The sequence below is a fragment of the Shewanella ulleungensis genome (assembly GCF_014648315.1).
Lineage (GTDB): Bacteria > Pseudomonadota > Gammaproteobacteria > Enterobacterales > Shewanellaceae > Shewanella > Shewanella ulleungensis.
The window spans coordinates 572,503-592,486 of record NZ_BMQW01000001.1 but is presented as its reverse complement, the minus strand read 5'-3'; the positions used below and the strand labels follow the sequence as shown (position 1 = coordinate 592,486).

The 19,984-nt window shown below is 39.5% G+C and carries 16 protein-coding genes; 15 read left to right on the top strand and 1 reads right to left on the bottom strand.

What is annotated here, in order from left to right:
• Positions 1 to 42 precede the first annotated feature (42 nt).
• The 5 genes from IEY40_RS02490 to IEY40_RS02470 all read left to right on the top strand — a co-directional run bounded on the left by IEY40_RS02490 (position 43) and on the right by IEY40_RS02470 (position 7,705).
• Entirely contained in the window at positions 43 to 933 is an 891-nt protein-coding gene (locus tag IEY40_RS02490; protein WP_188952991.1) for a dienelactone hydrolase family protein, read from the top strand.
• Positions 934 to 1,155: 222 nt separating this feature from the next.
• Positions 1,156 to 1,995, top strand: coding sequence for a response regulator (locus IEY40_RS02485; RefSeq protein ID WP_188952989.1), 840 nt, complete (start codon positions 1,156 to 1,158; stop codon positions 1,993 to 1,995).
• 96 nt (positions 1,996 to 2,091) lie between these two features.
• Positions 2,092 to 5,100, top strand: a complete 3,009-nt coding sequence (locus IEY40_RS02480) for a chemotaxis protein CheB (protein WP_188952987.1) — start codon at positions 2,092 to 2,094, stop codon at positions 5,098 to 5,100.
• A 109-nt stretch (positions 5,101 to 5,209) separates the two neighbouring features.
• Entirely contained in the window at positions 5,210 to 7,279 is a 2,070-nt protein-coding gene (locus IEY40_RS02475; protein ID WP_188952985.1) for a GGDEF and EAL domain-containing protein, read from the top strand.
• A gap of 9 nt (positions 7,280 to 7,288) precedes the next feature.
• A complete protein-coding gene (locus IEY40_RS02470) occupies positions 7,289 to 7,705 on the top strand; it encodes a response regulator (protein ID WP_188952983.1) in 417 nt (138 codons plus the stop codon).
• Between the two features lie 86 nt (positions 7,706 to 7,791).
• On the opposite strand, the gene IEY40_RS02465 is transcribed toward IEY40_RS02470, so the two are convergent.
• Positions 7,792 to 8,700, bottom strand: a complete 909-nt coding sequence (locus IEY40_RS02465; protein ID WP_188952981.1) for a LysR family transcriptional regulator — start codon at positions 8,698 to 8,700, stop codon at positions 7,792 to 7,794.
• Positions 8,701 to 9,001: 301 nt separating this feature from the next.
• Here IEY40_RS02465 and IEY40_RS02460 point away from each other — a divergent pair, with 301 nt between their 5' ends.
• The 10 genes from IEY40_RS02460 to IEY40_RS02415 all read left to right on the top strand — a co-directional run bounded on the left by IEY40_RS02460 (position 9,002) and on the right by IEY40_RS02415 (position 19,904).
• Complete coding sequence (locus IEY40_RS02460; protein ID WP_188952979.1) at positions 9,002 to 9,736, top strand: histidine phosphatase family protein; 735 nt, start codon at positions 9,002 to 9,004, stop codon at positions 9,734 to 9,736.
• Positions 9,737 to 9,803: 67 nt separating this feature from the next.
• Complete coding sequence (locus IEY40_RS02455) at positions 9,804 to 10,574, top strand: SDR family oxidoreductase (RefSeq protein WP_188952977.1); 771 nt, start codon at positions 9,804 to 9,806, stop codon at positions 10,572 to 10,574.
• A gap of 48 nt (positions 10,575 to 10,622) precedes the next feature.
• A complete protein-coding gene (locus IEY40_RS02450) occupies positions 10,623 to 11,747 on the top strand; it encodes an NADH:flavin oxidoreductase (protein WP_188953477.1) in 1,125 nt (374 codons plus the stop codon).
• A 52-nt stretch (positions 11,748 to 11,799) separates the two neighbouring features.
• Positions 11,800 to 13,011 (top strand): acyl-CoA dehydrogenase family protein, encoded by a 1,212-nt coding sequence (locus IEY40_RS02445; protein ID WP_188952975.1) that lies wholly within the window; start codon positions 11,800 to 11,802, stop codon positions 13,009 to 13,011.
• Positions 13,012 to 13,133: 122 nt separating this feature from the next.
• Complete coding sequence (locus tag IEY40_RS02440) at positions 13,134 to 14,168, top strand: phosphotransferase family protein (protein WP_188952973.1); 1,035 nt, start codon at positions 13,134 to 13,136, stop codon at positions 14,166 to 14,168.
• A 46-nt stretch (positions 14,169 to 14,214) separates the two neighbouring features.
• A complete protein-coding gene (locus IEY40_RS02435) occupies positions 14,215 to 14,976 on the top strand; it encodes an SDR family NAD(P)-dependent oxidoreductase (protein WP_188952971.1) in 762 nt (253 codons plus the stop codon).
• Positions 14,977 to 15,037: 61 nt separating this feature from the next.
• Positions 15,038 to 16,843 carry an acyl-CoA dehydrogenase gene (locus IEY40_RS02430; RefSeq protein ID WP_188952969.1) on the top strand — a complete coding sequence of 602 codons (1,806 nt, stop codon included), beginning with the start codon at positions 15,038 to 15,040 and terminating at the stop codon, positions 16,841 to 16,843.
• A gap of 268 nt (positions 16,844 to 17,111) precedes the next feature.
• Positions 17,112 to 17,573, top strand: coding sequence for a MaoC family dehydratase (locus IEY40_RS02425; RefSeq protein ID WP_188952967.1), 462 nt, complete (start codon positions 17,112 to 17,114; stop codon positions 17,571 to 17,573).
• A 108-nt stretch (positions 17,574 to 17,681) separates the two neighbouring features.
• Positions 17,682 to 18,602 (top strand): SDR family NAD(P)-dependent oxidoreductase, encoded by a 921-nt coding sequence (locus IEY40_RS02420; protein ID WP_188952965.1) that lies wholly within the window; start codon positions 17,682 to 17,684, stop codon positions 18,600 to 18,602.
• Between the two features lie 120 nt (positions 18,603 to 18,722).
• Positions 18,723 to 19,904, top strand: coding sequence for an acetyl-CoA C-acyltransferase (locus tag IEY40_RS02415; protein ID WP_188952963.1), 1,182 nt, complete (start codon positions 18,723 to 18,725; stop codon positions 19,902 to 19,904).
• The last annotated feature ends 80 nt before the right edge of the window (positions 19,905 to 19,984 follow it).

Genomic DNA, 19,984 nt, shown 5'->3' with positions numbered 1-19,984 from the left:
CTTACTATGTTCGACTTACCATAACTAAAGTAGAGGGAACTTATGCAACAAGATAAATTCAACACAATTCCGCAAGAAGCGTTTGATTGGTATGACTCATATGCGCATGGCGGAATGGACCGCAGAACCTTTATCGCTAAACTGGGCTCGTTAGTTGCGCTTGGTTATTCGATGAGTGTGCTCACATCGGCTTTACTGCCAAACTATGCACTGGCAGAGCAAGTCTCTTTTAATGATGCTGATATTAAAGCCACTTACGAAGAGTTTGATTCGCCACTTGGTCATGGAAAAGGTCGAGGTTATTTAGTCGAGCCACTCAATAAGCAAGGTCCATTACCTGTTGTCTTGGTTGTTCATGAAAACCGAGGACTAAATCCTTATATTGAAGATGTAGCCAGACGATTAGCAAAAGCTGGGTTTATTGCGTTTGCTCCAGACGCTCTGTATCCGTTGGGTGGATATCCTGGTAATGATGACGATGGTCGTAAAATGCAAAGTGGATTAGACCGCAGTAAAATAGAGCAAGATTTTGTTGCCGCGACTCAATTTATAAAAGCCCATAAACAAAGTAACGGTAAAGTGGGCGCGGTAGGATTTTGCTTTGGTGGATATATAGTTAATTACCTTGCGGCAGTAAAACCTGATCTCATTCAAGCTGGTGTGCCTTTCTATGGTACTCCTGCTGCAAAAGAGCTTAGAGCAAATATTAAAGCACCACTATTAGTACAATTAGCAGAACTTGATCAACGTGTTAATGATACATGGCCAGAATATGAGCAAGATTTAATAGCCATCAAAGCACCATATCAAATGCTTATGTACCCGAAAGCTAACCATGGTTTTCATAATGATTCAACCGCACGGTTTGATGAAGCAAATGCAGACCTTGCCTGGCAACGAACCATCACATTTTTTGAAAAACACATCAGCTAGCTGAAGCTAAAATGGAAGGGCGATAATAACGTTCTTTCATTTTATACTGAATATTTATATTTTAATTTCGGTTCTATTAAACACGATCAGAAAACGTTATATTTTTTACTTTGCAGTTATTTTTAACATAATAATCATATAGTATGGTTTTATGATGTTATTATAATAAAAAGTTAATAGGATGTGACCATATACCATGTTTAACCGATACCTTGCCAACATATGATTGAGTATGAAAATGCCGATGTTCAAGTTGAGTTAGCTAATGTGATTGAACGTTTTGGCTGTCCGAGTATTTTACTTGCCGATGACAGCTTAACTCAACAATTTGTAATAAAAGCAGTTTTACAAAATGTCGGCTTATCCCTTGATTGTGTTGACGACGGAAAAAAGGCAATAGAGCTCATTCAACAAAAAAAATACGATATTGTGTTAATGGATATTCAAATGCCCATTCTCGACGGCATTTCTGCTACTCAGATAATTAGGCAACAATTCCCTTCTGAAACACTTATCATTATTGCTTTAACTGGCGATACTGAACTTGATATCGATTCTACCGATGTGAAAGCCTTGTTTAATTCCTTTTTACACAAACCAGTAGAAAGCCATGATCTCATTAATGCCATTATCTCGTCTTGGATGCCACATGCTGATTCATCGACAATAAACCACCAACAAACTGCCAACGTTTCAGATGATCAGCAATTAGTGCAATCGATAGCACAATTAGCAAAACACTCATCATTTGACCTTCGTGGTGGAGTGTACGAATGGGTAGGTGAGGCAGCTTATTTACGTGTATTAAACGCATTTGTTCGTGTTTATAAACCGTATGTTATGACCCTTGCGTCTAATCAGGCTCAAGTGATGACTTTATCAGAACAACATAGGTTTTTTCATAAGTTAAAAAGTGCCGCGGCTAATATCGGCGCGATAGGATTAATCAAGGCAATAGACGATTTTGAGCAAAAGGGTGAAAGCAGTATTGATGATATTAATCATCAACTTATACTTGTAATAAAACACCTTTCACCGCTTTATATATCCAAAGTGATATAACAACTTTTTCATATTACATATTATTTATTTCTTTGTATTATATTGCTTTACGTACAATGTCGAAGAAAGTACTACATTAAAAATGGAGTTTATTGAATGTCAGAAGAGCAAAAACCGGATTTAAAAACTAGCACCAATAATCAACCACCAAAATTAATCGTGGTCGGTGTCGGCGCCAGTGCCGGTGGTCTTGAAGCGCTTCAATCGCTTTTGTCCAATATGCCGACTGACAGTGGTATGGCTTTGGTTGTTGCGCAACATTTGTCACCTTCTTATAAAAGTATGATGACAGAATTGCTCGAAAAAGAATCGACGATTTCAGTAGTAACGGCAATCGATAATGCACCAATAGAACCCAATAAAGTGTACATTTGCCCACCCAATTCAAACATTGAAATCACTGCAAACGACAGAATTAAATTATTAAGTTATCCCGATGTGAGGCACACGCCACGTCCATCTGTTGATATGTTATTTGAGTCGATTGCTGAACATAAAAATGATTTTGCTATTGGTGTTGTGTTATCGGGAACCGGAACCGATGGCAGTCGAGGTATACGCGCCATTAAAGGTGAAAATGGCTTTGGTATTGTACAAGACCCTCATGATGCTAAGTATGATGGTATGCCAAATTCCGCGATAAACTCAGGTCACGTTGACCTTATTTTGCAAGCGACTGAAATAGGACATGAATTAAAGAATATAATTCATTTCCCCAGAAATACCGGTATTGATAATGACGGCACCATGCCGCGTGAAACCTATCAGGGTATTATTAAGCAATTAAAAGCACGCCGTAATGTCGACTTTTCGCTTTATAAAGAAAACACTATTTTACGCAGAATTGAACGTCGTATGACGTCTTTAAAAATCCATCATTCCGCTGACTATTTGGCGCATCTGCAAGATAATAAAGAGGAAATCAATTACTTATTTAACGACATGTTAATTGGTGTCACGTCATTTTTCAGAGATCCACGTGCTTTTGATAATTTACAACGCGAATTAGCTAACTACATTCAAAATAAGTCTAATAAATCGTTACGGTTTTGGTGCGTTGCTTGCTCAACGGGTGAAGAACCCTACACGCTGGCGATTATTTTAAGTGAGATCCTCGGTGACAAGATTGATGAATATAAGATTCAAATTTTTGCCACTGATATTGATCAAAATTCGATTAATTTTGCTCGCCTAGGGGTTTATCCTGAAACCGCGTTAAATTTTATTCCTCGCACAATTAAAAACAAATATTTTTTGCTCAATAGCGAACAATATGAATTGATTAAGCCTATTAAATCAAAAGTCATATTTTCAGTTCATGACGTTAACAACGATCCACCATTTTTACGTCTTGATTTGATTACTTGTCGAAACTTGATGATTTATTTTACCGTAGAGCTTCAACGTCAAATATTGCCAATGTTCCATTATGCGTTAAATCCTAAAGGGTTATTAATGCTTGGACAGTCTGAATCTATTGGTGTGTTTCAAGAGCAATATAGGCCTCTGTCTAAAACTGGTAAAATTTATGAAACTCTTTTTGTGGGTAAACAATTACCACCGGAGCGTAAAACGACTCGAGGTATAAGCTTATCAACAAACAATATGAAAGAGCTAAAGCCGTTACTCGCTTCACAACATAATCGCACTAAAGTGGATACTGAACTTACAAAGATTATTGTAGATACCTTGCGTGAGTATGTACTACCTAATGCAATATTATTAAATGAGAACCAAGATATCATCTTTACTCAAGGTGATAATGTATTGTTGGTTCGTCCAACAGGCTTACCGTCCAATAATATTTTTAAAAATCTACATCCGCAGTTATCAATCGATTTACGTAGTGCGTTTCATAACATCCAAAACGGTCAAAAAATTGCAGATACAGGTTACCAATCATTTAAGTTAAATGGCGAGAATGTTTGGGTTAAGTTGATTTTAATGACGATTGAGAGAGAAGGGCCGCTAGGCAGTTTAACCCTAATTTTTTCGCAAATTGAACAGCCTGAAAATATTCCGTTGCTCACTACTGATAAGCAAGATACTTCAAATCAAGCTATTGCGCTTGAGCAGCAACGATTGTTAGCAAAAACAAAAGAACAATTACAAAATGTTATTGAAGAGCTAGAGACCTCTAACGAGGAAATGCAGTCCATGAATGAAGAACTGCAAAGCTCAAACGAAGAATTACAAAGTTCAAACGAAGAGCTTGAAACCACGAACGAAGAATTACAATCTACCAACGAAGAATTACAAACGGCCTATGCTGAATTGCGCATGGCTTATGAAGAACGCGAACATCAACGGATTGAATTAGATAGACTCAAAATTGATTTAGAACATTCCAATACGTTGCAATATGAAGCTGAAAAATCTGCTCAAATGGGTTCATGGTTTTGGGATCTCGCTACTCGTAAACTCGAGTGGAGTAATGGTTGTTATGAACTCTTTGGTTTAGATAAAGATGTTTTTCATCCTTCGTATGAAGCTTTCATCGGTTTAGCGTCTGGTGAATATCGAAGCCGTCTAGAAGAACAATTAACCAATTTATTGCACAATAAAGCAACTCAACCTTTTATTTTTGAAGCACTGGATGTAAATCGGAATATCACAATAATGTCGTTAGAGGCTGTTGTTTCTTTCAATGATTTAAAGCAAGCCACCCGAGTAATGGGGACTATACGCGATATTACTAGCTCGGTAATGAAAGAAAAAGAACAAGTTGTTTATAAAGACACCATTACATATCTATTAAACAACACCCTCACGGCATCGTTTGTATTAGATATCGACAAGCTTCAGATTGAATACATTAATGCCGCTTTCCAAAAACTACTGGGGTATTCAGAAGTCGTTATCAACGCATTAGCTAATGAAAAGTTATTTACATTATTTAATACTAAAGATGCGATTGCGTTTAAAGGCATAGTCGATAAAGTCTCTCGCTCAACCGTGGGGGAATGTATCCCAGGAAAATATGCTATTAAGCCGAAAGACAGTAATGATTTAATGAATGTGTATGCAAATCATACCGTGTATGAACTTGACGATACCACCGGTTTGCCAAAGAAAATGTTAGTGACACTCTTTGCTGCAGAATAATGCAACATAAAATACGCAAGTATTAAATATATGCGTATTTTAAGGATGTAGATTTAAACATCAATTTATTTAAGTCAGTGATGATTAGTGTAAATATTAAGGAGAGGTTTTGGAGCGATATAACGGAATTGGTATCCCATGTATTACGACAACACATAAGCTTGAGATAGTTGGCTTTAATGATGTTGCTAGAAACATGTTTGGCCGTGCGTTGACGATGACGCCTATGGGCGAAAAAAGAATCGTCTTAACGGCTTTAGTCAATTCTAATGTGTCGAACTTTCTTGCCTGGGTAACAAATAAAGATAAAGATTACATAGAGTTAAAAATTGTTTGTAATGGTGCGGTTAAGCACTTTGTGGCTAATTTAAAAAGTGTTAAAGACATTGATTCCCTGGGGAATGAAACCCAGACGTACAACTTTTGTTTTTTCCCATTAGACAGTTATCACTCTCTAAATAAAGACTTTAACCTTTATCGCAGTGTGTATATGTACTCGACTCAGGCGATATACATTACTGATCATCAACACAATATTGTATCGGTAAACCCGAGTTTTATTAATTTGTTAAGTCGTTCATTTAAAGAGGTAATGGGTAAGAATGACGGTATGATATATACCGCGGATTCACACACTAAATTACAAAAACTACTTTCGACGTTAGACACTGAACGCGATGACATCAGTGAGCGTTTAGAATGCATCAGAATGTACCCTAATGGTGAGCCTGAGATCATCTGCTGCAAAGTTCATATCAATGTGATTTTTGATGAAGAAACGAAAGAAAAGCAATATTTACATATATTAGATGATGTGACACAGCAGGTATCTATTGAACAATCTTTGTCTAAAGCAGCTTACACCGACAGTTTAACCGGTTTATCTAATCGGATGAGTTTTAATGAAAGATTCAAAGACATGTATGATTCTGCTCAACGACTCGGTGAAAAATTGTGTGTGTTTTATATTGATTTAGATCGTTTTAAATATTTAAACGATGAGTATGGTCATGATTACGGTGATTTATTACTTAAACATGTAAGTGAACGTTTAACTGGTTGCTTTAAAAAACAAGATTTAGTTGCTCGAGTCGGTGGTGATGAATTTGTCGCCGTGATTCAGTCAGATGAAGATATTGAATGTTTTGAACATATTGCGTTAAGAGCTATCAATGAGTTATCTAAGCCTTATACATTACATGAATTACTTTACACCTGTACTTGTAGCATTGGTGTATCTGTATATCCCGATGATGCTGTAGACCAAGAATACCTTTTAAAGGCTGCTGATAGTGCTATGTACATAGCTAAACAAAATGGCCGCAATAACTTTGCCTTCTTTGATTTAAACCATAAAAAAACCGAAGATAAACATCAAAAAATCATTAAAATTGTCGAAAAAGCATTAGCGGATAAAAAGATTATTCCTTATTTTCAGCCTATCCATGATGTTGACTCTGGCGAATTAGTCTCGTTTGAAGCATTGGCGCGTTACTGTAATGACAACAACGAGATTTTACCACCCAGTTATTTTATGCCTTCTATTGAGCAAGATGTATTGTTGATAGGTTTAGGTGTCACTATGATAAAACAGGTGATTACTCAACTTAGGATGCTAGAATCTCATGGTATAATGATCCCAATATCAATTAATTTATCATCGTATCAGCTGCTTTCTGAAGTCATTATTAAACAACTTGAAATGATTGCGCTGAGATTTCCGCAATTTGTACCCTTATTAAAAATTGAAATTACCGAGACATTGATTTTCGAAAACAATCAGTTTGTGGTTGTTAACATTGCTCGCCTAGTCGAGTGTGGTTTTAGATTAATGCTTGATGATTTTGGCACCGGTTATTCGTCAATCTACTCGTTAAAAAAATTCAAATTTGAAACCGTCAAAATTGATAAAACGTTTATTGATGACATACATTCAGCGAATATTGAAGATCAAACCTTACTGAATACCATTATCTCTTTGGTAAAAAATCTCAAATTAAAGATTATATGCGAAGGTGTTGAGACCGAATCACAAGTTTCTTTTTTGAAAGATCAACACTGTGGTTTTGCGCAAGGTTATTATTACTCGCAAGCCATATCGAAAGCTAAAATGCTTGATTATATTAAAAAGCACAGTAAAAAAGACATTTTTTTACCCATTAAAATAACAGTGCAATAGAGATTATTAATGAATACAGAAAAGCTAGCTCAAGTATTAATTATTGATGATGAGAGCTCGTCAATTGAAGTCATGACGACGATGCTCGAATCAACCATGACTGTTTTTGTTGCTGAAACGGCTGAAGATGGTTATAACTTACTTAAATTGCATGATTTTGATATTATTTTGTTAGACGTTGATTTACCAGATATTTCAGGGTTCGATCTCTGTAAAAAAATTAAATCAGAGAAAAAGTTCGCTAATATTCCTGTCATTTTTATCTCAGGTTACAAAGATCTTATTTTCGAAATTCAAGCGTTCGAGGCAGGAGGTGTTGATTATCTCAGTAAGCCAATCAGTCCAGTTAAAATGCTGATAAGAATGAGCGTGGCTTTGAATATTAAATTACCAATCCCAAGTTCGAAAAGTATCAAAATCGATTAAAAAATTACCGCTCGATAACTGTATTTAATCGCTTTAATGAAAACGAAAAGACATCACAATTGCGATGTCTTTTTTACTATTCCGTATTATCGTTTTACGGAATTAGACGCGGCAATAATCATTTTATTTCTTAACCATTTATTTGCGGGTTCTTTATCAACATTCACATGCCAATATAAATGTATGCCAATTTCAGGCAATTCAACTGGCATTGGATGTATTGCAATATCTAACATTTCGCTATACATCATTGCAGCTGTTTTAGGTAATGTTAACAACATATCATTGTTTAATATGACTTTACATGCTGATAATGCTTGTTGGCAACGTAAAGAAATACGGCGATGATGTCCCATTCTTGATAATTCAAAGTCTTCTAAACCAGGTCCCGTCGAACGAGATGATACCAATACATGATCAAGTGTTAAGTAGGTCTCCAAATCAAGGGTTGTGCTTAGTGCAGGGTGCTGTTTACGGGCCACGACAACCAACTTATCGCTTTGAAGCTGAGTGTGGCGAATATTATTACTCACAGGGATCAATGCATCGATAGCTAAATCGATATCGCCACTGGCTAATTTGTTTTCTAATTCACTGCGATTGACACGTTTATTACTGTTGAGATGAATAGCAGGAGATTCTAACGATAAGCTTTCTTGTAGAATGGGCAAATAGTAAGGTTCTAACGAGCCGTGAAGTGACAATGAAAAACTTTTACGTGAGGTAAGCGGTTCAAATTGTCTTGATTGAACTAGGCATACTTGTAATTGATGTAGAGCTTCACGTACATCATCAATCACATTTTTTGCCACAGGAGTCGGACGCATCTCGTTACCCTGGCGGATAAATAAGGGGTCATCGAAATGATTGCGCAATTTTCCTAATGAGTGGCTAACTGCTGGTTGCGATAGGTTCAATACTGATGCTGCTTTAGTAATATTACCTTCACAATAAATAGCATCAAAAACCACAAACAAATTCAAATCAATTTTCATACTCACTCCATTGAATTAAGCCCAATACAGTGCTTATCCAATATGTATTTTTTAATATCCTACTATTTAAATAGTTAATAGTAGGATATTAGAACTATTCATTTGTTCAATTTAGAACTTGGGATTAGCATAGTCAAGTAGATTCGGATCTGGTAAATAATTCAACTCAATTGTTGTAAGCAATCACTGTAGTGAATGTGCAGGATCTAAACGACAACGCGCGTGTAACTGGTTTCAATTATTAGCAGTACCTAACACCTTGTTGTTCAAGTCATGATTTTTATAACGTTAGAGACACTTAATGGCTGCGATATATTTGATTAGACACGGACAAGCTTCTTTTGGCAGTACTGATTATGATCAATTGTCAGACAAAGGTTGTGAGCAAGCTAGCTTGCTTGGAAACTATTGGCGCAAAAGAGTTCAGCCAAGCAAATTTTATTGCGGTGATTTATTACGTCATGGTCAAACGCTAAGCCATTTTGCAAAGGGGTTAGAAATCAATACCACGCCGATGGTTATCCACTCTGGTTTTAATGAATTTGACCATGTTGATATTTTGCAAAAATTTAATGGCGAATGGCATCACTTTGCGGAAAAAAATGCAAAGCTTCAACAGTTTGACGAACCCAATAAAGTACTCCATAAAGAATTTTATCAGGCATTAACTCGTTGGATGAGCGGTAATCATGATTTGGAATATAAAGAAAGTTGGCCGCAGTTTAAAAGCCGTTGTATTCGTGCATTACAGAATATTATTGAACAAGAGTTGGCAACAAAACGCGTAATCACTGACAACACAAACCCTGTAAAACAACCTAAAGATATTTTAGTGTTCACATCTGGCGGTACTATTTCGACAATAATGCAACACATATTGAAACTAAGTGATGAGCAAACTCTGGCGATAAACCAACAAACTAGAAACACCAGCGTCACTAAATTGTTGTTTTCTGAAAACATGTTAAGTGTCGATTACTTTAATAACTACAGCCACTTAGAAATAATGGGCGATGAGTGGATTACCTTTAGATAATTTTCTTCCACATTTCAATGCTTCGAAACTGATGCAGTTGGAAAAACCAATACACTAAGGAAAAAAAATGAATACTGCTAATTTATTTGATTTAACAGGGAAGGTTGCATTAGTAACAGGTGCTAGCCGCGGTATTGGTGAAAGTGTGGCTAAAACGTTAGCGCAATATGGAGCGCATGTCATTGTATCAAGCCGTAAATTAGATGCCTGCCAAGCTGTTGTTGATGAAATAGTAAAAGCAGGAGGCAGTGCTCAAGCTATTGCATGTCATATCGGTGAGTTAGATCAAATAGACTCAATTTTTGCCGCAATTACACAGCAACATGGCAAGTTAGATATCCTAGTTAATAATGCTGCTGCGAATCCTTATTTCGGCCACATTATCGATACCGACTTAGCGGCTTTTCAAAAAACGGTTGATGTAAACATTCGCGGTTACTTTTTTATGTCGACTCAAGGCGCCAAATTAATGAAAGCCAGTGGCGGCGGTTCAATTGTTAATGTGGCTTCAGTCAATGGTGTTATCCCTGGTGATTATCAAGGTATTTATTCAGTCACCAAAGCCGCGGTGATATCCATGACTCAAGCTTTCGCAAAAGAATGTGCCCAATTTAACATTCGAGTTAACGCTTTACTTCCAGGTGGCACTGACACCAAATTTGCATCAGCACTGGTTGATAACCCAGCCATTTTAAAGCAGATGATGTACCACGTACCAATGAAACGTGTGGCACAGCCTGACGAAATGGCAGGTACAGTTTTGTATCTTGCATCAAATGCATCAAGTTATACCACGGGTACGGCGATTAATGTCGACGGTGGTTATTTGATTGGCTAACTCTTTAAAACAAAAACTAAAAATGAATATCACGCATAGGAATTTATGATGGCGAGCACTCAAAATACCAGTATCAACAAGCTATTTGAATCGTTTTCAACTAAATCGTTATCGCTTAAAAACAAAACAGTAATGGCGCCGATGACCCGCGCCTTTTCGCCAAACTATATCCCCAATGCAGAAGTGGCCGCTTATTACCGCCGTCGTGCTGAAGGTGATGTCGGTTTAATTATTACCGAAGGCACTTTTATTTCACATAAAGCGGCTAACGGTTATGAAAATGTGCCGGCCATTTTTGGTGAACAAGCCTTAGCTGGTTGGAAACATGTTGTTGATGAAGTGCACGCAGCCGGTGGCAAAATTGCCCCACAGCTTTGGCATGTTGGCGCGGTTAGAAAACCAGGAGTAGGACCAGACAAAGAAATGCCTGCCTACAGTCCATCAGGTTTATATAAACCTGGCGCATCAAATGGGGTTGCCATGTCACAAGCTGATATTGATGAAGTGGTTGCTTCATTTGCGCAAGCAGCACTTGATGCAAAAAATATTGGTTTTGATGCGATTGAAATACATGGTGCTCATGGCTACTTAGTGGATCAATTTTTCTGGGAAGGCACTAACCAACGTGACGACCAATACGGTGGCTCACTTGAAAACCGAACCCGTTTTGGTGTTGAAATCGTTAAAGCAATCCGTGCTGCAGTGGGCGATGACTTTACTATTATTTTCCGTTTTTCTCAGTGGAAACAGCAAGATTACAGTGCAAAACTCTGTAAAACTCCTGAAGAGTTAGCCATCTTTTTAGGCTTACTAAGTGATGCAGGGGTTGATATTTTTCATGCGAGTACCCGTCGTTTTTGGATACCAGAATTTGAAGACTCTGATTTAAATCTTGCTGGTTGGACTAAAAAGCTGACCCAAAAACCCGTGATTACAGTGGGTAATGTTGGCCTAGACAATGATTTTATTGGCGAAGGGAATGCCGATTTGTCTGGCACCTCAAATCCAACAGGTATTGATGAATTATTAGTGCGTTTAAATAACGATGAATTTGATTTAGTCGGTATTGGACGTGCGTTATTGGTTGATCCGCAATGGGTGAATAAAATTAAAACCAATGCGATTAATGAGATTAAGCCGTTTAACAAAAAGTCTTTAATGTCGCTTAGCTAGCTAACCATTAGCGTCACTTATTACGCACTAAGACTCAGTAAAAGGACATGATATGAATTTTGAATACAGTGAAAAAGTTCAAGGGTTAATCAACCAAGTCAGCCTGTTTATGGATGAACATGTTTATCCAAACGAAGATAAAATGCATCAACAAGTTGCCCAAGACCCATGGTCAACACCACCGTTATTGGAAGAGCTTAAAGCTAAAGCTAAAGCGCAAGGCTTATGGAATCTATTTTTGCCTGTTGCTTATGGTAAGTACAGTGGCGGTTTAACCAATTTAGAATATGCACCATTAGCCGAAATTATGGGAAAAGTGATGTGGGCATCAGAAGTGTTTAATTGCGCCGCACCGGACACAGGCAACATGGAAGTGTTAGCAAAATACGGCAGTGAAACACAAAAAAAGCAATGGTTAGAGCCACTGCTTGAAGGCAAGATTCGTTCGGCATTTGCCATGACAGAACCCGATGTCGCATCGAGTGATGCAACTAATATCGAGTTAAGCATAGTGCGTGATGGTGACGAGTATGTCATTAACGGCCGCAAGTTTTACATTAGTGGTGCGTGTCGTAAACAATGCGAAATAATGATTGTTATGGGCAAAACTGACCCAGAAAATACCAACCGTTATATTCAGCAATCTCAAGTGCTTGTGCCAATGAATACCCCCGGCGTCAATATGGTTAGGCCAATGCAAGTATTTGGCTATAACGATTCTCCTGAAGGCCATGCTGAAGTCATCTTTACCGATGTGCGTGTACCAGTAAGTAATATTATTGTTGCTGAAGGTAAAGGCTTTGAAATTGCCCAAGGTCGTTTAGGTCCTGGGCGCATCCATCATTGTATGCGCTCAGTGGGTGTTGCCCAGCGCGCATTAGATTTAATGTGCAAACGAGTCAGCGAACGAATCGTTTTTGGACAACCAATGATTAAGCAACAATCTGTTCGTGAAGATATTGCCAAATCTGCTTGCCAGATTGAACAAGCGCGTTTAATGACCTTAAAAGCAGCGCAAAAAATGGACACAGAAGGCAATAAAGCCGCTAAAGACTTAATTGCGATGATTAAAATTGTTGCACCTAGTATGTCACTTGATGTGATTGACCGTGCCATTCAATGCCACGGTGCTGTGGGTGTCAGCCAGGATACATTTCTAGCACATGCGTGGGCAGGTCAGCGAACACTTAGGTTAGCGGATGGTCCGGATCAGGTACACATGATGCAACTGGGTCGTGATTTAGTCAAAAAAATCACACAATAATCACTTAACAGGCCGGCATTTGCTGGGGCGTGTCGGCCTGTTAATTTCATCTAACATAATGGCTGGAATATTGAGTCATTAGTTTATCAGTGACATTAATCTAACAATAAGAGTATTGCTAAATGCCACATACATTTTCTATTGATAATGAGCAGCTTAGTGCTTATTTACAGCAACATGTCGAAGGCTTTATTGGGCCAGTTACACTTGAGAAATTCTCAGGTGGTCAATCTAATCCTACTTATAAAGTCACTGCACAATCTGGGGTGTACGTACTGCGTCGTCAACCGCCAGGCAAGTTATTAAAATCTGCTCACGCTGTAGACCGTGAATACCGTGTTCTTAATGCACTTAAAGACAGCGATGTGCCTGTAGCCAAGGTGTATCACCTATGTGAAGACATTAACATTATTGGTTCAATGTTCTATCTGATGGAGTTTTGCGATGGTTCCGTATATTGGAGTGCATCATTAGCAGACATTGACTCAAATGAGCGCCGCGGTGCCATGTACTCCGAGATGAATAGAGTATTAGCAGCATTGCATCGTGTTGATGTTGATGCCGTTGGCTTAAGCGATTATGGCAAAGCCGGTAATTATTTTGAACGTCAATTGGGCCGTTGGGTATCACAATATAACGTGACAGAACTTCAACCCATTCCGGCAATGCACCAGCTTATTGAATGGCTTGAGGCAAACATACCAAATGATGATGGCAGAGTATGTTTAGTGCATGGTGATTTTCGTTTAGACAATATGATGTTCGCTAAAGACAGTCCGCATGTAATAGCGGTGCTTGATTGGGAACTCTCTACATTAGGCCACCCATTTGCTGATTTAGCATACCAATGTATGCAATTGCGTATGCCTGCGGGCATGGGCACCATCGATGGTTTAAAAGATATTGATCGTGCCAGTTTAGGTATTCCTACTGAAGATGAATATGTCGCGCAATATTGTCAAAGAATGGGTATTGAGCGCATTGATAACTGGGCATTTTACCTTGCCTTTAGTTTTTTCCGTTTAGCGGCTATTGCTCAAGGTGTTGCTAAACGCGCAGCACAGGGAAATGCCTCAAATGAACACGCTAACAAAGTCGGCTCATTTGTTGAACCTCTGGCACAAATGGCATTACAAGTAATACTCAGCGCCAAATAATCATAAAAATAATACAACAAGACCCTCTATTACAGGAGTTACTCGCATGGATCCATTATTAGATTTTACCGGCAAGGTTGCCGTTATCACCGGCGCAGCACAAGGATTTGGTAAATTACTTTCACAAGAGTTGGCCAAACGTGGTGCCAAGCTCGTGATTAGTGACATTAACGAAGCTGGGGTACATAAAGTGGCCGATGAGATTGCTGCCACAGGCGCTGAAGTGGTCGCGATGAAGTGCGATGTATCTAAAGATGAGTCTTGTAAAGCGATGGTCGATACCGCGCTTGAGTATTTTGGTCGCGTTGATATTGGGGTTAACAATGCCGGTATTGCCCATGAATTTATGCCACTGCACATGATTGATGAGTCAATTTTAGACAGCCAATTTGCCATTAACGTTAAAGGTGTTCAATTTGGTATGCGCCATCAAATTACGCAAATGCTTAAACAAGGTGAGGGTGCAATCTTAAATGTCAGTTCGATGGCCGGATTGGGTGGTGCTGCAAGAGGTAGTGCTTATTCTATGGCAAAACATGCGGTCATTGGATTAACCAAAACTGGTGCAGTTGAATATGGCCGTGACAACATCCGTATTAATGCTATTTGTCCCTTCTTTACGTTAACGCCCATGGTCACCAATTTTGCGGATGAAGAAAAGCAAAAGAAAATGGCGCGCGGCACTCCCATGAACCGCTTAGGTGAGCCTAAAGAAATCGTCGCCGTAATGCTAATGATGTTGTCGCCTGGTAACACCTATATGACAGGACAATGTATCGCAGTCGCCGGTGGTGTGTCTGCATTCTAACTTGTGGTTAATTTGTCTATTGCCATTGGTTTGAGTTTTTACAAGATAAGAAGAGAATATTATGCCAGCAACATTAATGAATGAACGCGATCTAGAGTTTATGCTGTACGAACTGTTTGACAGTGAAGGGTTAACCAGCCGTGAACGTTACCAAGATCATGACCGTCAAACGTTTAATGAAGTGATAAACACAGCTAAAACGATTGCTGAAAAACATTTTCTTCCTATTCGACAAAAGCTAGATACTGACCAACCGACCTTTGACGGTAAAAAAGTCCATATTCTGCCTGAACTTAAAACTGCAATCTCTGCGGTCATTGAATCGGGTATTGGTTCGGCTACTGCCGATTACGACTTAGGCGGCATGCAACTACCACCCATCATAGCTAGTGCCGCAGGTGCGTTTTTAAGTGTTGCTGGCGGCGTGGGTATGGGTTACAACATGCTCACCACCGCCAATGCAAATTTGTTGCAAGCACATGGTAGCGAAGAGCTTATCAATACTTGGGTGAAACCCATGCGCGAAGGCCGCTTTATGGGCACGATGGCAATGACAGAACCGGGAAGTGGTTCTGGGCTAGGCGATTTGATCACTAAGGCGGTAAAAGCAGATGATGGTACTTATCGTATTAGTGGCAGTAAAATCTATATTTCGGGTGGCGATCACGACTTAAGTGAAAACATTGTTCATCTGGTATTGGCACGTATTCAAGGTGCGCCAAAAGGGGTTAAAGGTATTTCGCTGTTTGTCGTGCCTAAGTTTTTACTCAATGACGACGGCTCTATTGGAGCCGACAACGAAGTGGCATTAGCTGGGCTGTTTCATAAAATGGGTGGCCGCGCACAAACCTCAACAGCACTGAGTTTTGGTGAGCAAAACGGTTCAGTGGGTTACCTCGTTGGTGAAGAACATTGTGGCCTTAAGTACATGTTCCATATGATGAACGAAGCCCGCATTATGGTCGGTACTGGTGCGGCTGTCATCGCTGTAGCAGGGTATCAATACTCTGTAGATTACGCTAAAAACCGTCCTCAAGGCAGGCTACCATCATGCAAAGACCCATTGTCGCCAATGGTCAACATTATTGAACACGCTGATGTTAAACGCATGCTATTGGCACAAAAAGCTTATGCCGAAGGGTCTATGGCTTTAGTACTATATGGTACGCAATTAAGTGACGATTCACACACTGCAGATACGCAAGCACAGCGACAATACGCGCATACACTTTTAGATTTCTTAACACCAATCATTAAAACCTGGCCATCAGAATATGGCCCTAAAGCTAATTCACTTGCTATTCAGGTGATGGGCGGCCACGGTTATATTAATGAGCATCCTGTTGAAATGTTTTATCGCGATAATCGTCTTAATCCAATTCATGAAGGTACCACAGGGATCCAATCTTTGGATTTAATCACCCGTAAAGTGCCAATGAATAAGATGGAGGGGTTTAAAGCGACAATAAATGAAATGATGAAAACCATAGAAGAGGCCAAGTCATATCCAAGTTTGCAAGAGTTCACCACCCAATTGAGCCAGGCGGTTGACACTTTAACGACCACGACCGAAGCAGTATTAAGTGCGATGGCGACCAAGAATATCGATTTGGCATTAGCTAACTCGGTTAAATACCTTGAGTTATTTGGTCATGTGATTATTGCGTGGTTGTGGTTAAAGCAAAGTATTGTGGCAACAAAAGCGCTGTCTGAAAAACCACATCAAACTGATGTACATTTTTATCAAGGTAAGTTGCAAGCTGCACAATACTTCTATCGCTTCGAATTGCCAGAAATTTATTTATGGTCAAACATTTTGATTAATACCGACAGCACCAGTTTCGATATGCAGAGTGAATGGTTTTAATTCTATTACAGATATAACTCGACACTGCTGCTAAGTAAACTTAGCCAGAGTCGTGATATTTTAAATATATTAATCAAAGCATTACTACAATTTAGTGTAATGCTTTTTTTATGCCTGTAAAACCTATCATTCACCTTAACCTATTCGCCACGAGAATATCTAAGTATCAAAACTATTCATTTGTTTAATTCATAAAGCCCAATTAGCATGAGTAATCGCTTAAATTTCATTCATGGATTGTATTGCGTAAGCAAAAGAGGAAGGGAACATGCCAACAGTGATTAATCGTAACGACATAGCTAATTACATCGGTCATCAAGCCGCGCCAACTGAGTGGCATCAAATCAATCAACAGCAAATAAATCAATTTGCTGACTGTACTCTAGATCATCAATTCATTCACGTCGATGAAGAAAAGGCAAAAGCGACACCTTTTGGCTCGACTATCGCCCACGGATTTTTATCCTTATCTATGTTATCGCATTTTGCTGAAGAATTTAGCGTGATTATTGATGGTTTCTATATGGGACTCAATGCAGGTTTTGACAAAGTGAGATTCTTACAGCCGGTTACCGTAAATAGTCGCATTCGTGCGCATGCTAAAACCCTGTCTATTGAAGAAAAAAAACCAGGGCAATATCGTATTTCTACCGAAGTGACCATTGAAATAGAAGGTATTGATACCCCGGCTTTAGTCGCGGAGTGGATATCGGTTCAAATGGTTAAGTAGCGCCATTCATATTCAGTAGAAAACAATAATCACTAAACTTTAATAACAGATATTTATAACTCATCGACAATAACAATATTAGATGAAATCAAAAATAAAGGTGTTGGTATGACAATCAGTTTTGCAGGAAAAGTCGCGATAGTAACAGGTGCGGGCAATGGGTTAGGGCGTTCACATGCATTAGAGCTTGCAAGACGCGGTGCTAAAGTGGTTGTTAATGATTTAGGCGGTGCTCGTGATGGCAGTGGTGCCTCATCTGCAGCCTCACAAGAAGTTGTCGCCCTTATTGAAGCCATGGGCGGTGAAGCCATTAGCCACGGTGCAAACGTGGCTAACTTTGATGAAGTGCAAGACATGGTACAGCAAACCATGGATAAGTGGGGGCGCGTTGATATTTTAATTAACAATGCCGGCATTTTACGTGATAAATCATTTTCAAAAATGACCTTAGACGATTTTAAAGTAGTGATGGATGTACACGTTATGGGGTCGGTTAACTGCACTAAGGCTGTGTGGGAAATCATGAAACAGCAAAATTATGGCCGTATTGTCATGACAACCTCTTCAAGTGGAATGTATGGCAACTTTGGTCAGGCTAATTATGGCGCAGCTAAAATGGCACTAATTGGCTTAATGAATACCTTAGTGCTCGAAGGTGCTAAAAATAATATTCACATTAATGCATTGGCGCCTACCGCGGGTACCCGCATGACAGAAGACTTAATGCCTGAAGAAATCGTTAAAGCCTTTGCGCCCGAAGCCGTCACCGCAGGCATGTTGACCTTGTGTGATGACGACGCGCCTACTCGCTTTATTTTATGTGCTGGCGCCGGCGGATATTCAAGTGCGAGTATTTTTGAAACTGACGGATGTTTTATTCCAACGGCTAAACAAAGCCCGGAAGCCGTTCGCGATAACTGGGGTAAATTAACGGCACAAGATAATCAAAAGGCATTGGTTTCTGGTGCTCAGCAAGGTGAAAAATTTATCATGAAGGCTATGACGTTCATGAAATCACAACAGGTATAAGTCTTTGGTGAATGATCAAAAAGAATAACCTGTGTTAACCGCTGGCTCTGGGGGCTGCGGTGATATTTTATTCTTCAATAAATCTCAAACGTTGAACAATAACAATAAAAGGAAGCTGTCATGAGAGAAGCCGTCATTGTATCTGCTGCACGTACGCCAATTGGTAAAGCTTACCGAGGGGCCTTTAATGATTTGTCTGCACCGACATTGTCTGCTGTTGCGGTTAACGCTGCTGTTGAGCGAGCGGGTATTGACCCTAATGAGATTGATGATTGTATTTTTGGTGCTGCACTGACTCAAGGCAACCAAGGCATGAACTTTGGGCGTCAAGTTGCTATGGCCGCTCATTTACCTGTCTCGGTAGCAGGCATGACGGTTGACCGTCAATGTTCTTCAGGTTTAATGTCAATTGCAATTGCCGCAAACCACATTGTGGTTGACGGTGCTAAAGTGGTTGTCGCTGGCGGTTGTGATTCAATCAGCTTGGTGCAAAACGATAAAATGAATATGAGTCGCGCTGTAGACCCTAGTGTAAAAGCCTATCGTCCAGCGATTTATATGCCGATGCTTGATACCGCAGAAGTGGTGGCAAGTCGTTATGATATTTCACGAGAACGCCAAGATGCCTATGCACTAACGTCACAGCAACGTACAGCAGCAGCTCAAGCAGCCGGTAAGTTTGATGATGAAATAGTGCCTGTTACCTGTACTAAGTTGGTGATGGATAAAAACACAGGTGACATTACCAAGGAAACTGTTACGTTAACTCAAGATGAAGGAAATCGTCCGTCTACTAATATTGAAGGATTAGCCGCCTTAAAAGCGGTAAAAGATAATGGCTCAATTACCGGTGGTAATGCATCACAATTATCTGATGGCGCTGCAGCAGTAGTGGTGATGGAACGAGAACTCGCCGAGCAGCGCGGCCTTAAGCCACTGGGTGTTTATCGCGGTATGGTTGTTGCTGGTTGTGAGCCTGACGAAATGGGCATAGGACCCATTTATGCTATTCCTAAATTACTAGAACGCAACGGTTTAACTATGGATGACATTGGTTTATGGGAAATCAATGAAGCCTTTGCGGTACAAGTCATTTATTGTGCAGATAAATTGGGTATTCCTGCGGATAAGTTAAATGTAAATGGTGGCGCGATTTCCATTGGGCACCCATATGGCATGAGCGGTACACGCATGGTCATGCACGCTCTTATTGAAGGTAAGCGTCGTGGGGTGAAATACGTTGTCATCAGTATGTGTATTGGTGGCGGGCAAGGCGCTGCTGGATTATTTGAAGTGTTGTAATTTGCGTAGATGTTAAGTGTCATCATAATAATAAATCATTGCTGTAAATAACCTGATTTTTTAGGTTTTATTATCATAAT